The sequence below is a fragment of the Ruegeria sp. AB11 genome (assembly GCF_056536325.1).
Window position 1 is genome coordinate 742,896 of sequence record NZ_JBQFJO010000002.1, and the last position, 19,783, is coordinate 762,678.

At 56.1% G+C, this 19,783-nt stretch carries 19 protein-coding genes; 5 read left to right on the forward strand and 14 right to left on the reverse strand.

Translation table 11 applies throughout. From position 1 onward, the window contains the following. Window positions 1-491: 491 nt before the first annotated feature. The 13 genes from ACR3EJ_RS22925 to ACR3EJ_RS22985 form a co-directional block, all read right to left on the reverse strand. The gene (locus ACR3EJ_RS22925; protein ID WP_170544076.1) at window positions 492-1,418 is read right to left on the reverse strand and encodes a carbohydrate kinase family protein; all 927 of its coding nucleotides are present in this window, start codon (window positions 1,416-1,418) and stop codon (window positions 492-494) included. Window positions 1,419-1,456: 38 nt separating this feature from the next. Then, a complete protein-coding gene (locus ACR3EJ_RS22930) occupies window positions 1,457-3,313 on the reverse strand; it encodes a family 1 glycosylhydrolase (RefSeq protein WP_170544078.1) in 1,857 nt (618 codons plus the stop codon). 67 nt (window positions 3,314-3,380) lie between these two features. After that, window positions 3,381-5,294 carry a beta-galactosidase gene (locus ACR3EJ_RS22935; protein WP_170544080.1) on the reverse strand — a complete coding sequence of 638 codons (1,914 nt, stop codon included), beginning with the start codon at window positions 5,292-5,294 and terminating at the stop codon, window positions 3,381-3,383. Beyond that, entirely contained in the window at window positions 5,291-6,151 is an 861-nt protein-coding gene (locus ACR3EJ_RS22940; protein ID WP_170544082.1) for an SMP-30/gluconolactonase/LRE family protein, read from the reverse strand. Before ACR3EJ_RS22940 ends, ACR3EJ_RS22935 begins: the two co-directional genes overlap by 4 nt. Then, window positions 6,148-6,753, reverse strand: a complete 606-nt coding sequence (locus ACR3EJ_RS22945; RefSeq protein ID WP_170544084.1) for a 2-dehydro-3-deoxy-6-phosphogalactonate aldolase — start codon at window positions 6,751-6,753, stop codon at window positions 6,148-6,150. Before ACR3EJ_RS22945 ends, ACR3EJ_RS22940 begins: the two co-directional genes overlap by 4 nt. Then, complete coding sequence (locus ACR3EJ_RS22950; protein ID WP_170544086.1) at window positions 6,750-7,643, reverse strand: 2-dehydro-3-deoxygalactonokinase; 894 nt, start codon at window positions 7,641-7,643, stop codon at window positions 6,750-6,752. Before ACR3EJ_RS22950 ends, ACR3EJ_RS22945 begins: the two co-directional genes overlap by 4 nt. 4 nt (window positions 7,644-7,647) lie before the next feature. After that, window positions 7,648-8,415, reverse strand: a complete 768-nt coding sequence (locus tag ACR3EJ_RS22955) for an SDR family oxidoreductase (RefSeq protein WP_170544088.1) — start codon at window positions 8,413-8,415, stop codon at window positions 7,648-7,650. After that, entirely contained in the window at window positions 8,415-10,124 is a 1,710-nt protein-coding gene (locus tag ACR3EJ_RS22960) for an IlvD/Edd family dehydratase (RefSeq protein ID WP_170544090.1), read from the reverse strand. The genes ACR3EJ_RS22955 and ACR3EJ_RS22960 overlap by 1 nt, the downstream gene beginning before the upstream one ends. 58 nt (window positions 10,125-10,182) lie before the next feature. Next, a complete protein-coding gene (locus tag ACR3EJ_RS22965; protein WP_480423601.1) occupies window positions 10,183-11,025 on the reverse strand; it encodes a family 4 glycosyl hydrolase in 843 nt (280 codons plus the stop codon). 5 nt (window positions 11,026-11,030) lie between these two features. Then, window positions 11,031-11,534, reverse strand: a complete 504-nt coding sequence (locus tag ACR3EJ_RS22970; protein ID WP_480423603.1) for a family 4 glycosyl hydrolase — start codon at window positions 11,532-11,534, stop codon at window positions 11,031-11,033. 22 nt (window positions 11,535-11,556) lie between these two features. Then, window positions 11,557-12,405: a carbohydrate ABC transporter permease gene (locus ACR3EJ_RS22975; RefSeq protein ID WP_170475148.1), complete on the reverse strand. Its 849-nt coding sequence runs from the start codon at window positions 12,403-12,405 to the stop codon at window positions 11,557-11,559. A 1-nt stretch (window position 12,406) separates the two neighbouring features. Next, window positions 12,407-13,333 carry a carbohydrate ABC transporter permease gene (locus ACR3EJ_RS22980; protein WP_170544094.1) on the reverse strand — a complete coding sequence of 309 codons (927 nt, stop codon included), beginning with the start codon at window positions 13,331-13,333 and terminating at the stop codon, window positions 12,407-12,409. 93 nt (window positions 13,334-13,426) lie between these two features. After that, entirely contained in the window at window positions 13,427-14,686 is a 1,260-nt protein-coding gene (locus tag ACR3EJ_RS22985) for an ABC transporter substrate-binding protein (protein ID WP_170544096.1), read from the reverse strand. A gap of 140 nt (window positions 14,687-14,826) precedes the next feature. Between ACR3EJ_RS22985 and ACR3EJ_RS22990 the strand changes: the two genes are divergently transcribed. The 3 genes from ACR3EJ_RS22990 to ACR3EJ_RS23000 all read left to right on the forward strand — a co-directional run bounded on the left by ACR3EJ_RS22990 (window position 14,827) and on the right by ACR3EJ_RS23000 (window position 17,762). Beyond that, window positions 14,827-15,621 (forward strand): IclR family transcriptional regulator, encoded by a 795-nt coding sequence (locus ACR3EJ_RS22990; RefSeq protein WP_170544097.1) that lies wholly within the window; start codon window positions 14,827-14,829, stop codon window positions 15,619-15,621. Then, a complete protein-coding gene (locus tag ACR3EJ_RS22995; RefSeq protein ID WP_170544099.1) occupies window positions 15,618-16,676 on the forward strand; it encodes an ABC transporter ATP-binding protein in 1,059 nt (352 codons plus the stop codon). Before ACR3EJ_RS22990 ends, ACR3EJ_RS22995 begins: the two co-directional genes overlap by 4 nt. A 63-nt stretch (window positions 16,677-16,739) precedes the next feature. Then, a complete protein-coding gene (locus ACR3EJ_RS23000) occupies window positions 16,740-17,762 on the forward strand; it encodes a trans-3-hydroxy-L-proline dehydratase (RefSeq protein ID WP_170544101.1) in 1,023 nt (340 codons plus the stop codon). Window positions 17,763-17,799: 37 nt separating this feature from the next. Here the strand turns inward: ACR3EJ_RS23000 and ACR3EJ_RS23005 are convergent, their stop codons facing one another. After that, window positions 17,800-18,381 carry a YceI family protein gene (locus tag ACR3EJ_RS23005; RefSeq protein WP_170544103.1) on the reverse strand — a complete coding sequence of 194 codons (582 nt, stop codon included), beginning with the start codon at window positions 18,379-18,381 and terminating at the stop codon, window positions 17,800-17,802. 98 nt (window positions 18,382-18,479) lie between these two features. Here ACR3EJ_RS23005 and ACR3EJ_RS23010 point away from each other — a divergent pair, with 98 nt between their 5' ends. Then, window positions 18,480-19,004 carry an RNA polymerase sigma factor gene (locus tag ACR3EJ_RS23010; protein WP_480423606.1) on the forward strand — a complete coding sequence of 175 codons (525 nt, stop codon included), beginning with the start codon at window positions 18,480-18,482 and terminating at the stop codon, window positions 19,002-19,004. After that, on the forward strand, window positions 19,001-19,738 hold the full coding sequence (locus ACR3EJ_RS23015; RefSeq protein WP_010441511.1) for a hypothetical protein: 738 nt from the start codon (window positions 19,001-19,003) through the stop codon (window positions 19,736-19,738). Before ACR3EJ_RS23010 ends, ACR3EJ_RS23015 begins: the two co-directional genes overlap by 4 nt. Window positions 19,739-19,783 lie beyond the last annotated feature (45 nt).

Below are 19,783 nucleotides of genomic sequence, written 5' to 3' on the forward strand. Positions count from 1 at the left end.
GTTTCCATATCCAAAGAAAGTCCGATGTTAGATAGCGTGAGGATCTAGCTGCGCGCTCTCAGGGGAGCAAAATGTGGCAAGCACTTCATGGCGTATTGCGATATCGGTGTCGGGATATTGGCGGACGCCGATACACGGTTTCTGGATGGTCTGATCTCAAGGCTGAAGAGAATCTTTACCAATTGGTTAACGGGTGAGGTCGCACCAATCATACTTGGCTGGATCATGTTGGTGCTCTGTCGCTTCAGCCGACCGGGTCCTCAGCGTCGCCAGAGTGCCTGCAGGCCACAATCTCTCTCATATCGTGTACCTCAAACCTAGCGCCAATATATCCGTAGAGGAATTAAGTTGATCCGCAGATAGTAATCTGCTTGGGCAAGACCTGACTGCGTTGCAGCCCAACTGCCAAATTCACTACGTTTGAAGGGGCATAATATTCACTGAGGGGTGACCTCAAGATGTTTTCCATCACTTCCGGAATCTGTCCAAAATCAGAGGTCCTGCGCCCAGGGTGGGTTTGCCCCGGCGCGCGATACGGTCACCGCAGCAACTTTTGCCCCAAACTCCAGCGCGTCGCGTAAACTGTTTGACGGCAAGGCGCGCAGGGATGGCTTATCTAATTGACCCGCGCGACTTAGTGCGGCCAGCACGCCCGCATTGAATGTATCTCCGGCACCGACGGTATCCACGACTTTAACCCTCTGAACTGGTACCGAGACCTCAGTTCCATCCGCTAGATAGCCGGATGCACCGTCGCCCCCTTTGGTCACGATCACGACAGCAGGACCTGCTTGTAGCAGCAGTGGGACTTTCTCGGCATGGCTTTCGGGACCGGGGATAATCCAATCAAGATCCTCGTCTGATACCTTAATTATGTCAGTCTTAGCGATCATGTGGTTCAGTCGGGTCCGGTATCGGGTCTGATCCTTGATGAACCCCGGACGAATGTTTGGGTCCAGCATTACCGCACGCTCTGCGCCATGGCGTTCAAGCAAGGCAGCGTAGGCATCGGCGCAGGGTTCGCAGGCCAAGCTGATCCCACCAAAATACAATGCCGAGATGCCCGGTAGTTTATCGGGCATATCTTCTGGCCTCAGCATTCGCCCAGCAGAATTCTCATCAACAAAACTGTAGGTGGCATGCCCGTCTTTCAACTGCACAAAAGCCAGCGTCGTTGGACGATCCGAGCGAACAGCATGTGTAGTTGTGACGTGGCTGATTTGTAGGGCGGCTATTAGTTGTTCCCCGAACATATCCGTTGACAAACCTGTCAATAGACCCGTCGAGACACCCAAGCGCCCCAACGCGACCGCAGTATTGAAAATGGCTCCGCCGGAGTGAGGAACAAAACCTTTTGCACCCGAAACCGTTGGTTCTGCGATCATGTCGATCAGAGCTTCTCCGCAGCACAGGATCATCCTGCAGTCCTTCGTTGTTCAGAAAAGGCGTGGTTAGTTTAACGTGCGAGCGCATTCTTACAGAAATTGTTAGCGCCAACAATGCCAAATTCATCCTGTTCCGAAACATACAAGTTCATCGCTTTACGCAAATCATCGAAACGTCCGCCAGCGTTGAATGCACGTAGAAAATCCTGACCGAACAACCAACGGTTCTTTTCAGCCACCCCTCCAACTAGAAACACCCCACCTGTAGGCGTCAGGGCGACGGCAAGGTCTCCCATAAGTGCACCCAGATGTTCAGTAAACATACGAGCGGCTTTTACCGCGCAGGCATCAGAGCCATCTTGCGAATCCTGAAGAATGTCTTTTGCCGAACGCATGGCGACATTGAGCTGACCCTCAGTCATCCCAATCGCCTGATAAAGCACCGGCAGCCCGGTGCCGCTTAGAAACATCTCGGCTTCGATGGCCAGCGTATCACTGAAGAAACACTCTGGTACGATCTGACGTGCGGCGTTAAAAACCTCGACCTCATCCAGATGGCGCGGCGATAGACCCATATGGCCCCCCTCGCCAGACACAGTGTGAAAATGACCCTCGGAGTAGAGCAGGGCGCCTACGCCCAATCCTGTCCCCGGCCCGACGACCAAGCGCGTTCCCAGAGGCGGAGATGCCTCACCCTGCAGAACTTCGACATCATTCTGGGTAATTTCGGCAACTGACCAAGCGGCTGCTGTGAAATCGTTTATGACATAGGTGTGGTGCGCGCCTGTGGCTTTGGCCAGAGCGCCCTCGGAGAGATCGAGATTGGCGTTGGTCAGACGAATTGTGCCATTCTTAACGGGTCCTGCACCTGCGGCGACAACCGCGCGCGGCTGGGTGCCAATTTCGTCACATAATTCATGAAGCGCCTCCTGCAGATCGCTGACGGTCCCGGTGGGGTGCTTGCGCAGATCAGTCAGTTCCCCCTCAGTCACGACGCCAAGTCTTGTATTGGTGCCACCGATATCGGCAACAAGGTTCCAATGCGCGTGCAGCCCTCCTTTGGGGCGAACCCATGGCGCAGGTTGGCTGCCAACATTCAGGAGTAGCTGAAGCGCATCGGCTGTGCTGCTACTCTCGTATTCAAAGAAAGCCCCTTGAATCAAGCTGCCCTGTTTCAGAGCGATGTGTATCGCATCCAATCCATGGGTCAGGTCTGAGGCATCATTCGAAGCCACATTGATGAAAACCGGCAATGGCTTTTTGTGTTCAGGAATTATGTTCAGTACGGTGTCAACATCGACGTCCTGACTTACTGTCACGCTGAGCCAGTCAATCGGTTCTGCGATGGTTGCGAAATCATCTGACCAGTTGTCGGGAAGGTAGTCCTTCAATCGATCCAGCAGCACCTCGGGGTACTTCGCGTTCAGAATTGAAGCGAGCAAGACTGGTTCAAGCTCTGCACCTAGGTTGGTCAAACCATAGCTGCGCATTTCTTGACGAGCAGCGCCTTGAGCAAGAAGTTGATGGTGCAGACTGCGCGCTTCGATGCGTGGGCTGCCTTGGTTTTTTGTCCTCAGGCACGATGTTGAGACCTTGAATAGGTGATCGCCCATCCGCGCCACGATTGTTTCAGCGAAATCCGAGAAATATGCGGCTATTTCTCGATTGCACCAGCCGCCAATGTCTTCCAGTGCTGGGGGTAACTCTGAATGATCTAGCACCACACATGGCCGGAGGTTCAGAGACAGAATTTGATCGATCCGCTGTTCGCACTGATCCAACGCATCAGTATCAGGTGTGCGACCATCTGGCAGGATATCAATCCAACGGATCGACATGCGGTACATATCCAACCCTGTGACCATTTCAGCAGGGGCATTCGCCCCAAATAGGAAGCCATCGGTATAGTCTGAACGGGTGTATTTCATTGTCGCAACCTGTTGGAGCCATGACCTGCGTCATGCCCTGTATCAGGTTATGTTAGCGGTATCTATATTAACGTTGATATGAGCCGTTTTTCCTGAACAGGACATCACAACCTTCGATCTGAAGGCCGTTCCACGAAACCGGATGCGCATTGTAATTAATCAATACCTCATGCGACTGCGTCTCGCGCCGTCGTAGTCCAGCAGGCATTGGGTGGAGCACAAGATTGGTGTCCTGAGCAGCCATCGTAATGACCCGATCCCAAAGCACCTCATCCGGGAATCCGGCCAGATACCAAAGCCCCGCTTCACCGTGCAGGGCAGGGGTGCCATCGGTGAATGTTAGCAGGGTCTTGGCTTCACCCGACAAACGTTCAACCCAATGTTCCGACTTGCCACCCCCGTCGACGGTGCGGACCACACTGGGTGGTAGCGTTTCGATCAGGTTAACATGAGTATCAAGATAGTTGAGGCCGGGACGCCCCTCGCGAGGGATTTGAAAGTCTTCCGTGATTGCTCCGCTACGCGGACCCAGAATGGCCAGATCACAACCCTGTATCAGTCGCTGTTCCAGATCGCCCAGTACAGCCACGCCCGGCGCGAGGATCAGGTTGTAGTGCTTTTCGCCGACCATAGACGGAGAAAGAAAGTCCACTGACAATCCGGCTCGTCGCAATGCGCGGTAGGCTGAGAACACCAACTTGAAATAGTCGAATCCGGCACCCTGAGGCTGCGTGGACCATGCCCAGTCCGACGCATAGTCGAACACAATCGCTACAGGCGCGCGTGCCGGATGGGCCTCGCCCAGTGAGGCCAGATCGACGGCAGTTTGGCGCGCCTCGGCCAATCCGGGTGCGTCGTGGCCATTTGGGGTCATCAGGCCGGCATGCATCTGTTCCTGACCGAACGGTGCTTGTCGCCAGCGGAAGTAGCTAACAACTTCGGCCCCGTGTGCCACGGCCTCAAGCGACCACAGGCGCACCATACCGGGCAGGGGGGCTGGGTTATATGGGGCCCAATTTACCGGGCCCGGTTGTTGCTCCATCACCCACCAGCGGCCATGACCGACAGCGCGGTATAGGTCGTGGTGAAAGGCCTGCATGTCGGGATCGCCCTGCTGCAGAAACGCGGTTTTGTGCGCCTCATCCGCTTCCAGACGATCTGACAGGAAGCCAATCGGATAGCTGTCCCATGTGGCGATATCGAGATCATTCCCGACATCGAAATGATCAAATTCCAGCACGCGACCCATATAATTGTGCAACAATGGTGCATCCGTCAGCGGGCGCAGCGCGTCGACCTGGGCCTTGTTGAACGCCACCACCCGATCCGAACTGAACCTGCGAAATGCCAGAACATGCGCTGGGTTGGGCTCGGTCACGGTTTGGTTCGGCAACTCGATCTGATCGAAGCTATTATACTCCATCGACCAGAACACATTGCCCCATGCTGTGTTCAGTGCCTCGATCGAGCTGTAGCGGTCCGCGAGCCAGCGGCGAAACGCTTTCAAAGCGGCGTCGCTGTAGCTGATTGTCGTATCGTGACAGCCATACTCGTTGTCGATCTGCCACGCCGCGATATGCGGGTTACGGCCATAACGCTGACCTATAATCTGTGCGATCCGCGTGCATTCGTTGATATAGCCTGCGTGACTAAAACAATAGTGTCGGCGCGAGCCAAATTTGCGCGGATCGTCATTGGCGTCCATGGCCAGCATGTCGGGATACTTATCCAGCATCCAACGTGGCGGAGTTGCCGTCGGTGTGCCCAGCACAATCTTCAAGCCCGCAGCGCCCAGGGTTTCAATCGCGCGATCCAACCAGCCAAACTGTAGATCGCCCGGAGTGGGCTCCATCCGGCTCCAAGCAAATTCTCCGATCCTGACCCAGGTCAGGCCGGTCTCGATCATGCGTGACGCGTCTTTGGCCCAATTCTCTTCGGGCCAGTGTTCAGGGTAATAGCAGACGCCAAGTTCTGGCTTCATATGATAACTCTGTGCTCCGCTTGACCTTCGCCAACATTTGCGGCGGCGAGGGTCATGCCGTTTGTTGGTGTTTTTGTCAGTGTGTCGGCTTCAAGCCCTTGTCGGGCGGAGGTGCAAAACAGCGTTGTCAGATCGTTGCCACCAAAACTCGGGCACGACGTGTGTTTGGCGTTGAAATGGACTGATTTCAAGAATTGACCGGCTGGCGTATAGGCCGCGACTCGGCTTGCACCCCATTGAGCGATCCAGATATTGCCGGTGCTGTCGACAACAGCCCCATCCGGGTTCAAGCCGTCGCTTTGCAGGTCAAGGAACACGGCGGCTTCGCCGATGGGCCAGCCAGTCTCCGCATCCAGTTCCCAGCGCATGACCTGTTTGGTCAAAGTATCGCTGTAATAGGCACAGGCGCGGTCAGGCGCGAAACAGATCGCGTTCGAAATCGTCACATCCCGAACCAATGGCCTTAGCTCACCTTTCCAATACCGGTAAATCGATCCGGCGCCCTTTTCAGCATTCTTGCCCATGGTGCCAATCCAGAACCCGCCCCAAGGATCGGCGCGGCCGTCATTAGATCGAGTCACCGGGTTGTCGGCCTCAATCGGAACAATCAAATCCTTGGCGTGGCTACCCAGCTCAAATCGCCACAGACCTGTCTCTGATGCGATCAGCAGGGTTTCGTTGTCGAGCCAACCAGCGGCGGAGACATGTTCTTCAAATTCCCAGACCCGAGCTTGGTTGCCTTCTCTGGACATCAGGCGATTGCTAAGAATGTCAAACCAGAAGAGTTGTTTTCGCTCCGGGTGCCACAATGGTCCTTCACCCAATTCGCAGGGGCGATCATCGTAAACGTGGCTCATTTCGTTGACTCGTCATAGGCTGCCACGATCTGCTGGGCGTGGTCTGATACTTCAGCAACAGACATGCCAGGCTTGTAAAGCGCTGAGCCAATCCCGAAGCCATCGGCACTGGCCTTGATCCATTGATCAAAATTCTCTGGGCCCGCGCCACCGACGGCATATACCTGCGTGTCAGGTGGTAGTATGGCCCGCATTGCGGCCAAGCCTGAGGGGCCAGCCATCGACCCGGGGAACAATTTCAACCCAGTTGCTCCAGCTTGTAGGGCCGTGAAAGCTTCGGTCGGGGTGAAAACGCCTGGCCAGCTTTGCAATTCAAGTGCAATAGCACGTTGGACTACCGATACATTGCAATTCGGTGAAACGATAAGTTTGCCGCCAGCGTCCGCTACCGCATCAACCTGATCAGGGGTAAGCACAGTTCCTGCGCCAATAAGTGCCCGATCACCGATATCCGAGGCTAGGATACGGATGCTTTCCAGAGGATCGGGTGAATTCAGCGGTACTTCGATCCGGTCAATACCCGCTTGCACCAACGCGTGCCCGACAGGCCCCGCCTCATCAGGTGTCAGCCCGCGCAAGATGGCGATTATGGGACGGCTCATGCGGTTTGCCTCGTGAGTGTGCGGGCCTGTGCCAGCCCCGCAAGTGTTGTCGCGGTTGCTTCAACGGTTTCGACCAATGCGCCTTGTTGCTGTAGTGCGGTGGCGTAGGCCTTGGTTAGACTTTCCGAGCCGATGACTGCCAATTGCTGACCCAGCCAATAGGGCCGCGATGCGGCAAGCTCTGCACCTATCAGGAAGCCCGAAAGACTGGCATGCGCGATGTTCTTACTCTGACCATGCAGCAAGTCAGCCGCCCGTAACCCAAAGAGTCGCGCAGCAAGCTGTTCAGGTTTCGATAGCGTATCCGCCACAGCGTCAATGAAGCTTGCTTCGTCCCATCCATCATCGATCGAATGCCGAAGAACGGATTGCCCGCACAGCAGATCAAACATCTCACCGGTCATAAAGGTTCGGAAACTGACAACTTCACCAGCACTGATCTGGGCCCATTTTGTATGTGTGCCGGGCAGGCAAATCACACCGTCCCAATTCTGATGCGCACTGAGGAACCCTGCGATCTGAGTCTCTTCACCGCGCATCACATCGGGGGGGCTGTTCTGCTTTAGTCCCGGAACTACGAAGGCCCGAATACGCGGATCGGTGTTTGGAACGCGGAAGGGTACGACCGGGATTGGCTCGGACGGCACGGCGGAATAGGGCGCCTCGACCCAGCCCTGCCGCGCACCAACCATTCCGCAGGCGATCACGTCTACTGGCTTCTCAGGCAGCCAGTCTTTGATCAGAGCCAACAGGGCTGCCTGAAAATCTCCCCCAGCCGTGCGCGACATACCATCCTGCGAAACCGCCTGAGCGATCACTCTTTCTCCCTGCATGGCCCAGACGCGCAGATGAGAGGTACCCCAGTCAACAGCGATCCACTCAACATTCATAGCGTTACCCCGTTACCACAACGCCGCCGTCGACAACCATGCATTGACCCGTCATGGCACGGCTTGCGCTTGAGGCCAGAAACAGGGTTGGTGCGATCATGTCTTCGGGCGTTAGATGTTCTTTCAGGCATTGGCGATCCAAATGCGCGGCCAGATCTTCGGGCGTTGCCCACATGTCCAGCTGTTTCTGCGTCAGAACCCATCCCGGAGCCAGTGCATTGACCCGGATTTTCTGAGGCCCAAGCTCGCGCGCCAAAGAGCGAGTCATACCGGTGATTGCCGCGTTTGAGCTGGTGTAGATCGGATAGCCTGCGTTCCCCATCATGTAACTGATTGAACTGAAATTGATGATCGACCCGCCGTTGTCTTTCATCTGCCGCGCGGCTTCCTGACAGGCAAAGTAATAAGCTTTGAGGTTCACCTCGATCATCCAGTCCCAGAAATCGGGAGTGGTTTCCTCAAGCGAGTGACGCTTGTCGTTGGCCGCGTTGTTGACCAGCACTTTCAGCGGGCCGTGGGCCTCGGCTGCTTTGGCCATGGTGGCATGCAACAGCTCGGTTTCGGTCATGTCACCCTGCAGGAAGAACGGTGCGCGGCCATGCTTGTCACGCATCTCTTCGACGAAAGCGCTCGCATCGGAACGACCTATGAAGGCAACATTTGCACCTTGGCCCATGAAGCCATCGGTTAGTGCCGCGCCAACACCCGATCCACCGCCGGTAATGTATACGGATGCACCGCGCAGGTCTTGAAATGTAGCTGGTTGATCCATCAGTGGCTCTCTCTCGTCACAAGGCGCGTGTCTTTGCCCACAAGAAAATCAAGGTCGGCGCCCTGATCGGCTTGCAGCACATGATCGATGTAGAGTTTCGCGTACCCGCGCGTGAAATGCGGATCGTCCGGTTGCCACAGGGCGCGACGGGCGTCCAGTTCCTTTTCGTCAACCAGCAGTTCCAGTTCGCCTTTGCTGGCGGACACTCGGATGCGGTCACCAGTTTTGACCAAGGCGAGTGTACCACCGGCCTGCGCCTCAGGGCTCACATGCAGGATCACCGTGCCGAAGGCTGTGCCCGACATGCGCGCGTCCGAGATGCGGATCATGTCGCGTACGCCTTCTTTGACCAGCTTCGCAGGGATAGGCATGTTCCCAACCTCCGGCATGCCCGGATAGCCCTTGGGGCCACAGCCTTTGAGCACCAGAATGGTCTCGGGTGTGACAGGCAGGTCGTCGCGGTCGATATTTGCTTTCAAGTCCTCGATGCTCTCGAAAACATATGCTTCTGCCTCGGTTTCCAACAGTGCGTCTGTGGCCGCCGAAGGTTTCACGATCGCCCCGTTGGGCGCAAGATTTCCGCGCAGAACCCGCAGGCCAGCGGCGGGTTTTACCGGATCGTCGAAGGGGCGAATGACATCTGTGTTGAAACACTCAGCGCCTTCATAATGCGCCGAGATATCCTTGTTCAGAACCGTTTTAGCTGGGCGCAGGAAAGGTTTGAGTTCGCTCAGAACCACTGGCACGCCGCCCGCATAACAGAAATCCTCCATCAGGTATTTGCCTGAGGGCATGCAGTTGACTAGCAGTGGGATTTCTGACCCGATTTCAAAGTCTTTTAACGTCAGATCGACGCCCACGCGCCCTGCCAGTGCCAACAGGTGAACCACCGCATTTGTTGATCCTCCGACGGCCGCATTGGCGAGAATGGCGTTTTCAAAGGCTTCCTTGGTCAGAATGTCCGAGGGTTTGAGGTCTTCGTCCACCATCTCGACAATTCGTTTGCCGGTCAGATGCGCCAGTGCCATGCGACGGGCATCAACGGCGGGCAGGGCGGCGTTGGTGGGCAGAGACATGCCCATCGCCTCAACCAGCGAGGCCATGGTACTAGCGGTGCCCATGGTCATGCATACACCCGCGCTGCGCGACATGCCGGATTCCGCGCTCATGAATTCCTGCAGGGTCATTTCTCCGGCACGAACCGCCTCGGAAAACTTCCAGACATCCGTGCCCGAGCCGATATCCTGACCCCGGTACTTACCGTTCAGCATCGGGCCTGAGCTGACCACGATGGAAGGCAAATCGACCGAGGCTGCCCCCATCAGCTGCCCGGGTGTGGTCTTATCACATCCCCCCAGTAGGACAACGCCGTCGATACCATAGGCGCGGATGGATTCCTCAACATCCATCGCCAGCAGATTGCGAAATAGCATGGCGGTGGGCTTCATCTGAGTCTCGCCCAGCGACATTACCGGGAATTCGACAGGGAAGCCGCCCGCCTCCCACACACCCCGTTTGACACCCTCGGCCAGGTCACGCAGGCCCGAGTTGCAGGGCGTCAGTTCTGACCATGTATTACAAATGCCAATGATGGGGCGTCCGTCGAACGCATGGTCCGGAAAGCCCTGGTTCTTCATCCACGACCGATGAATGAACCCGTCCTTGTCAAGTTTTCCGTACCAATGTTGAGAACGGCGTTTTTTGGTCATTTTTGGCTCTGTCTGTCTGGCTTGCGATGGAGTTGATTGTTTTTCGAATAGATGAAGATCAGGCCGCACGGGCTGATTGGCACCAATCGGGTAGCCAGTCGCCATGGGCGGAAAGCAGATCGGTGACGAGGCTGCGAATTTGGCGCAGATCCAACTCCGCCGCAGTATGGGGATCCATCATGGCGGCGTGATAGATGTATTCTGGGTTCTCTTCGGTCAGTGCACGAACCGTCAACTCTTGCACGTTGATCTGGGTCCGCATCAGAGCGATCAGCTGCGGCGGGATATCCGTAACCACGGAAGGTTGGGCGCCATTTGCGTCGATTAGACACGGAGTTTCAACCGCGGCTCCCAGCGGCAGTTGCGGAATTTGACCCGTATTCGGTAGGTTGCCGTAAGCTGTGTAAGGCGTATCTGTCACGATTGCGTTCATAATGTCGGCGGCAAATTCGTGGCTTCGGGTTACTTCGATATCCCGACCATCGGTCAGTGTCTTGGCTTGGTCCTTCCAATTGGCCACCTGCTCGACGCAACGGGTCGGGTATTCGTCCAGCGGTATGCTGAACTGTTCGATCAGGTCATTGCGTCCGTCTTTGATGAACCAAGGAACGTATTCTGCAAAATGCTCGGAACTTTCGGTGCAGAAGTAACCGAGATGATCCATCACTTCGTACCGGACTTTGTTCGGACAACGAGGCATGAGAAGCGGAGGCTTGGGCAGGTGCCCGGCGTGATAGCCCTGTCGCAGAGCAGGATAGATATCGCGGTCCTCATGCTCGAGTTTGAGAAAGAAGGCGACGTGGTTAATGCCTGCAACTTTGTAGCGAATATCCGCCTTGGGCAGATCCAGATCATGCGCCAGTTCCTCGACTGTGTTCTGGACAGAATGACACAGTCCCACATGTTTCAGAGCAGGGAAGCGCTCGGCCAGGGCCCAGGTATTGCCCAGGTATTGATGGCCATCGGATTCACGTATTGCAGTAGCGTCGCATTGGGGCAGAGTTGCATCATGTCCTGCGCGACACCCCACAGAACGGGCACAGTACGTAGGCCGCGCATGATACCGCCTACACCCAGCGTATCAGCGATGGTTTGGCGCAGGCCGTATTGTTTCGGGATTTCGAAGTCAATCACGGTGCACGGCTCGTATCCGCCGACCTGAAAGGCAGTAATCACGAAATCCGCGCCGTCCAGCGCCGGGCGGCGATCCGTGTGGGTCGAGACGGTCGCACCCGTGCCGACTGATCGGATCATGGCCTTGGCCACAGCCTCGCTCTCGGCCAAGCGCACCGGATCAATATCCATCAACGCAAAATGGCTGTCGGCGAGGGCAGGGGTGAGCAGGGCGTCACCCACGATATTCTGCATGAAGATCGTGGAACCCGCACCTACAAAGGTGATCTTGGTCATGAGGTAAACCTCTGGTTTAGCGTTATTTTACAGCACCGAGGGTCAGGCCCGCGATAAAGTGTTTCTGCATCAGGAAGAACATGGCAACAGGTGGTAGGGCTGCCACAATTGAACCGGCACTCATCAGCTGATAGGCGGCGCGGAATTGGGCGTTGAAGCTGGTGATCCCGGCGGTCACGGGCTGACTTTCGGCGCCTTGGGTCAGGACAACCGCCCAGAAATAATCGTTCCAGATGAAGGTGAAGATCAGCACGCTGAGCGCGGCAATTGCGGGCTTCATTAGCGGTAGGACCACATACCAGAAAATCCGCCATTCGCTGATACCTTCAACCCTCGCCGCCTCGATGAGTTCGAAGGGTAGGGCGCGGATGAAGTTGCGCATGAAGAGTGTGCAGAAGCCGGTCTGGAAGGCGATATGGAACAGAACAAGCCCGGTTTTGGTGTTGTAGAGGCCCAGTTCCAAAGTCAGATCGCGTACGGGGACCATCAAAATCTGGAAGGGGACAAAGTTGCCCGCCACGAACATGAAGAAGATCCAAAGGTTCGATTTGAACTTGTAGATTCCAAGCGCAAATCCGGTCATGCAGCTGAGCGCCACGGCTCCGATCACGGTGGGTACGGTGATCAGGAATGAGTTCAGCAAATATCGAGGCATGTCTGAATTAAAGAAGACCTGCCCATAGTTGAAAGCGCCCTCAAAGCTGGACGGCATGCCCCAATAGTTCGCGTTGGTGAAGTCTGCCGCCGGTTTGACCGAGAACAGGGCGACCGCCAGCAACGGCCCCAGCCACAGCAACAGCGCCAGAGGCAGCATCGCCTGATAGGTGATCTGGGCCGCGCGGGGTTGTTTTTCGATGGGTTTGGGAAACATCTCAGTGCCCCTTTTCTTCGCGATACATCGACCACAGGAAATAGGCGATGAAGCAGAGCATGATGAGGAACAGGATCACCGCGATGGCGGCTCCATATCCCATGCGGAAACCGTATTCGGACAGGGCGACTTCGAACATGTAATAGGCCAGCACACGGGACGACCCAAAAGGCCCCCCCTGTGTCATGATCGAGATCAGGTCAAAGCTGCGCAACGCACCGATGATGGTTACGACAAAAGCGATGAACGTCGCGGGTCGCAGTTGCGGCAGGATGATGTGCCACAGCATCCGCCCACCTTTTGCACCGTCAAGCCGTCCGGCCTCGATTTGCTCGGGGTCAACGGCGTTCAGGCCGGTGAGGTAGAGGATCATGCAATAGGCGGTTTGCGGCCAAAGGCCCGCGAAGATGATGCCATACGTGACGAACCGTTCGTCACCCAGCACATTCAGCGGGCCCATTCCAAACAGGCCGAGGAATTCGTTCAGCAAGCCAAATGTCGGATCATAAAACCACGTGAAAACAAGGCCAACGACGACCTGTGAGATAACGAAAGGGAAAAAGAACAGAGATTTATAAAGGCGGATGCCCCAGACCGTTTGGTTCAGGAACAACGCGATGAACAGGCCCGCAGGGATCGCCGCAAGATACAGGATCAGCCAGATCAGGTTGTTCTTCAGCGAGATATAAAAGGCGTCGCGGTCAACCCATTCCCAGTAAAGGTCTTCGTAGTTGCGAAAGCCCACATATTCGGCGGCTCCCAGCCCATCCCACTCGTAAAGAGACAGATTGAAGGACTGAAACACCGGGATGATCACATAGACCATGAAGAACAGCAGGCCCGGAGCCAGAAACAGCCAAGGCGCGATGCGCTGCTGGTTTCTATGGAACCAGCTTTCCTGTTCTGGGGTGTCAACTACAGCGGTCATGGAACATCTCTGGTTAGGGGGTGAAGGCGGGCTGAAGCCCGCCCTACGATTTTGAATGGTTTAAGGCCGAACTGAGTTCGGCCCTAATTACACTTAGTTGTCGTAGATGCGCTCACGCGCGCGTTCCAGCTTGGCCAGAATCTTATCCGCGTTGTCAGGCTTGACCATGAATTCCTGGAAGCCCTCCATCGAGACCTTGGCCATTTCTGCTGGTGCGTCACGGTCCCAGAACTGGGCAACACCGCCAGGGCTGTTGGACGACAGCATCGTGAAACCTTGCTGCAGGAACTTGTCATCATCTACCGCAGATTGCGCGTTCACAGGCAATTGGCCGAGGTTTGCACCGTTGTTGATTTCGGTCTGCTCGTCCGCGGAAACCGCAAAACGCAGGAACTCACGCGCGGCTTCCTTGTTTGAGGCATTCGCCGGAATGTGGAACGTGTCCGTCGGCGCATCTTCGGCCAGTTCGACATCGGGGTTGATGGCAACGAACTGGTAGAAATCCAGCTGATCGTCCGTCAGACCCGCCTCACGCAGGGGCGCCACGGCGAAGTTGCCCATCAGATAGGCCGCCGCCTCGCCGTTGACCATGAAGGGCAGGGCTTCCTGCCAGCTATAAGTCTGGTGATTGTCGATGAACGCGCCCATGTCGATCAGCTGTTTCCAGTTGGCGAAGGTCTGCCTGACCCGGTCGTCTTCCCAGCTGATTTCACCATTTGCGAGCTGGTTGTGGAAATCGAACCCGTTGGTGCGCATATTCAAGTAGTCAAACCAGCCACCGGCGGTCCACAAGAACTTGGTGCCGATGGTATAGCAGGCACGGCCTGAATCAACTATCTTCTGGCAATTGGTCAGCTCTTCTTCCCAAGTGGTTGGCTCGCTCAAGCCAAGTTCATCAAAGATGTCTTTGCGATAGTAAACCCCCCACTGATAGTATGTGTACGGGACACCCCATTGCTTTCCATCAATGGTCATCGCGCCTTTGGTGGATGCCAGATTGTCGGCGATTTCAGGCTCGGCCCACAGATCCGAGACGTCCTCGAACAGGCCCGCCTCGACATATGGCTTCATCCGGTTGGCAGCGTACCACGTGGCAACGTCCGGCGTGTCTGCCGTCAGGAAGTTGCGGATCTGGGTCTTGTAAGCCTCACGGTCGATCACGGTGGTCTCGATTTCCAGACCGGGATGTTCAGCCGCGAATCGCTCGATCATCGCTTCCATCGTCGCGCGCGGCGCCGGGTTGGATGTATCGAGGAAGATTCGCAGCTCGCCGGTCAGCTCAGCTGCAACAGGCGCAGCAAGTGCCACACTGGCAGCCAAAGCAGCTGCTGTGCGCTTGAACATGGAATGCATAGTTTCCTCCCTTAAGCTTCCATATTGGTTCCAAATATTGAAACCTTGTTTTATATATTGAAAACTACACATCGACTCGGCTAGTCTTGTCAAGACCCTCGTGCCCATAGCCGGGGGAAAATGGAGGAGAACAGGCGCCCGTGGCAGGTGACGGAACAATAGGAAAAGCATGTGATGTGTTGGAACAGGTCGCGGCCTTCGGGCGCCCTGTGCGGTTTGGGGAATTGCTGGAAAGCAGCAAATTCCCCAAGGCGACGCTGTATCGCTTTCTGCAATCGCTGACCAATCAGGGCATGCTGCATTACGAACCGGAACGGCAAACATATTCTCCGGGGATGCGGTTGGTGCGGTTGGCTCATTCGGCATGGACCCAAAGCTCGCTTGCGCCCATTGCGCGGCCTTTCTTGGACGCCCTCAGCGCCGAGACAGGGGAAACGGTGCACCTGGCGCAGCTTGATTCCGGTCAGGTGCTTTACGTGGATAAACGCAATGCTCAGCGACCGATCGAGATGTATTCCGAGGCCGGCAAGGTTGGCCCGGCTTACTGCACCGGCGTCGGTAAGGCGATGATGGCTTATCTGGACGAGGCTCAGTTGGAGAAGACGATCTCGCAACAAAGCTTTCACCGGTTCACCGACAAGACACTGGCCTCGGAGAAGGCATTGCGAGCCGATCTCGAGCTGATCCGCAACCGGGGTTACGCGGTTGATGATGAAGAGCATGAGCCCGGCATCATCTGTATTGCCTGCCCGATCCTGACCTCCGGGGGCCGCATGTTAGGGGCTCTATCGGTGACGGGATCGACCGGAAGGATGGATTTCGAACAATTAAAATCTTGGGTGCCACGCGTCCGGCGCGTCGCTGAACAGATTGGCACAGAAGCACAGGCGTGGCGGTTCCCCGAGGGCCAACAGAATAGGATGCAAGCAACATGACAGGTGTAACCCTGAAAGGCGCGATCAAACGGTATGGCCAGACTCAGGTCATTCACGGGATCGATCTGCAGATTGAAGATGGCGAGTTTTGCGTGTTCGTGGGCCCTTCGGGCTGCGGCAAGTCTACGTTGTTGCGGATGATCGCGGGGCTTGAGGAAACCTCGGATGGTGAAATCCATATCGGCGCACGTGAAGTCACGCACGTCGACCCGGCCAAGCGGGGGGTGGCGATGGTTTTCCAGACCTATGCGCTCTATCCGCATATGACTGTGGCCGAGAATATGGGCTTTGGCCTGCGGATGAACGGTGTCGCCAAAACCGAGATTGACCAGAAGGTTCAGGAAGCGTCGAATATCCTAAAACTCGATCAATATCTGAAACGCAAACCCAAAGCGTTGTCCGGCGGTCAGCGTCAACGGGTTGCGATTGGGCGCGCTATTGTGCGCGGCCCCGAGGTGTTCCTGTTCGACGAGCCGCTTTCGAACCTTGACGCGGAATTGCGGGTTGAAATGCGGGTCGAGATTGCGCGGCTTCATCAGGAAATCGGCGCAACGATGATCTATGTTACGCATGATCAGGTAGAAGCGATGACCATGGCCGACAAGATTGTGGTATTGCGCGACGGCCGGATCGAGCAGGTGGGTGCCCCAATGGACCTGTATCGTGACCCCGATAACAGATTCGTGGCGGGCTTCATTGGCTCTCCGGCCATGAACTTCTTAGAGTGCGATGTCGTGGATGGCATGGTGCGGCACCCTGCGCTGACTGATGCGATCCCGGTCACCGAAAGCGTTCCGAATGGGGCAACGAAAGTGACTCTGGGCATTCGCCCCGAGCATATTCAGGTGGATCGAAACGGTGACACCTGCACAGTCGATCTGACCGAAGCGCTGGGTGGGGTATCCTATTCCTATCTGCTTACGCCCAATGGCGATAAGCTGATTGTGGAAGAGCGGGACGACCAGCGCAGTACGACCGGTGACCGTATCGGGCTTTCGATTCGGCCCGAACGCGCGATGCTGTTCGATCCCGAGACGGGTCAGCGGCTGCGATAGGGCTTGCCAGACCGAAGTTGTTTTGCATGACTGCGCATTAACCAGCGGCTTTCAGGAGGCCATATGCGCAGTTCCAAAACCATCCATGTGATCTCGGCCCACGCCGAAGGTGAGGTAGGCGATGTCATCGTCGGAGGGGTCGCCCCGCCTCCGGGCGAGACCGTGTGGGAACAGAGGGCCTTTATCGCCGAAGACCAGACCCTGCGGGATTTCATGCTGAACGAACCCCGCGGCGGTGTCTTTCGCCATGTGAATCTGCTGGTGCCACCAAAAAACCCCGAGGCCGATGCTGCTTTCATAATCATGGAGCCGGAAGACACGCCGCCGATGTCCGGTTCGAATTCCATCTGCGTCTCAACGGTTCTGCTGGATAGCGGCATCCTTCCGATGCACGAACCTGAAACCCATCTGACATTGGAAGCTCCCGGAGGGCTGGTTCGCGTTCGCGCCGAATGCCGAAATGGCAAGGCAGATCGCATCTATGTGCAGAACGTGCCAAGTTTCGTCGACAAGCTGGATGCCCGGATCGAGGTTGAGGGCATCGGGACGCTGCGCGTAGATACCGCGTTTGGTGGCGACAGTTTTGTAATTGTCGATGCAGCTGATCTGGGTTTTGACCTGACGCCTGATGAAGGCGCTGATCTTGCCAGAACCGGCGCGCGTATCACCGATGCGGCCAATGAGCAGCTTGGCTTCAATCACCCCACCAAAGACTGGAATCACATTTCATTCTGCCAAATCGCAGGCCCGCTGAATCGACAAGGCGATATCCTCACCGGTCGCAATACCGTCGCCATCAAGCCCGGCAAGCTGGATCGTTCACCCTGCGGCACTGGTGCCTCGGCCCGAATGGCTGTTTTGCTGGCCAAAGGTCAGATGTCGATGAATGACCGCTATCATGCGCGTTCGGTTATCGACAGTGAGTTTCGCTGCCGCATCGTGGATCAGCTCGATCTGAATGGGCGCGTGGCGATCACACCGGAAATCTCGGGGCGGGGTTGGATTACGGGTACACACCAGCACATGCTGGACCCGGAAGACCCTTGGCCCGGTGGCTACCGCTTGAGTGATACTTGGGGTGCATAAGTCGGGGCCAAAATTGACCCCGTACTTTGGTTGATCTTCAGCTATCGAGGTTGAACATCAGTCTTGCAGTCACTGGTACGGTACGGGTGATGCTGGGAAGTTGCGCCAGCTCCATTAGCTTGTCGACACCCGCTGAAACGCCCGCATCCTCAGTGCTGATGAAGATCATGTCGTTGGTTGACACCATGACAGTGTCTTCGGCCACGCGCAAAATGAACATATCGGTGTAGAACTCAACCTCGGTCCCGGCCAGAGCCAGTTTGGCATCCACTTCAACCGTGTTGCTGGAACCCACATCCAACTTGGATACCTCATACAAATCAATCTCTGCGGTCAGTGTGGCTGTTGCTGCCTTGCGGAACACATGTTCGATCATCCGCTCGTTGCGGATATCGATATTCGTTTCGACCGAGGACAAGTCGATATCAATCTCAACTTTGCCATCCTCGCTGACATGGCCTGATAGATTGGTGAAGGAATTGACCTCGCCCACATCGTCGATCTTAACCGTGCCATAGGCAAGATGAGAAGCGTCGGGGTTCAGCGTCCAATCAGCGGCCAGCGCAGGACCTGCAACAAAAGCCGACGCAATCGTGATTGTTTTGAACAGAAGTTTCATTTCATTCCTCCAGAGTCTATGACAGTTCAGACCAAGCGGGCCCGGTCCCATGACAAAGCAAACACACACAGGTCGCGATTTATTCGATGAGTGTTGAGATGAGCACCGAACAAGCCGTGCGCGGCGCGATCCAGACCCATTCGAAACGGGTCTGGCGGTTTGGATTGGCGCTGTCGGGTGCATCGGATGTAGCGGACGATTTGCTGCAGGCAACGGCATTGCGTGCGTTGGAAAAGCACCATCAGGTCACCTCGTATGAACGGTTGGACAGTTGGCTGATGACGATCTGCCGCTCGATCTGGTTGAACGAGATACGGGCACGGTCTGTGCGCAAGGCGCAAGCATTGTCGGTTACACCTGAGGCGGAATTGGTTGCACACGGGCCCGACTCAGAAACGAATATTTTCGCCGCTCAGGTGTTTACTCAAGTGATGCAACTGCCAGAGGCGCAGCGCGAAACGGTGATGCTTGTATTTGTAGAAGGGCACAGTTACCGCGAAGCTGCGGCCATGCTGGATGTTCCCATCGGCACAATCATGAGCCGGTTGTCCAACGCCCGGCAGAAACTGAAAACCGTAATGCAGCACGAAGCGGACGACGCGGTGCAACGGAGTGGCAAATGAAGTTTTCCGACGAAACACTTCTGGCCTATCTGGAGGGCAGCCTTGATGAGGCCGAAGTCCACGCCATCGAAGCGGCCGTGGCAGAGGATACGGGTCTTGAAGCCCGCTTGATGGCGTTGGATCCGTTTGCCCCTGTTGTGCAGCAGGTTTTTGATGACGTCCCGGCTGAGGTTCCTGAAATTGATCTGCCTGCGCCCACTCCGCAGCAATACAAATCAGGACCTCTTCGATTGCTGGCGGTTGCGGCTTCGGTTGCCGTTATCGCAGTATCCGCAACCTTCTGGGTGACGCGTCCGAAGGCTTTGGGCTGGGCAGAGCAAGCCGCAATTTATCAATCACTCTATTCAGCCGAAACGATTGCTGATCTGGATAACTCTCCGCAAAAACTGGACGCGCAATTTGCTCAGGCTGAGGCTCAGCTCGGCCGACCCTTAAATCGGGAGGTGCTGGAAAATCTTCCCGGCCTCGACCTGAAACGCACACAGGTTTTATCATTCAAAGGCAAGCCATTGGTTCAGGTTGTCTTTGCTGACGCGCAGGGAAATCCATTTGCGTTCTGCGTGATCCGGCAAGGTCCAAATGCCCCATCGAAGGCAGTCAATCTTGCAGTGCTGAGCGGCCTATCAACCGCGACATGGGCAAAAGATGGGTATGGTTATATGCTGTTGGGTGGCGATCGCGAGACAGATCTGAGTGGAGAGCTGCATGCTCTGACCGCAGCCTTTGCGGGTTGACTATCGGGATTTCGGGAAACCCCTTGTGAACTGCGGCAAATGCTC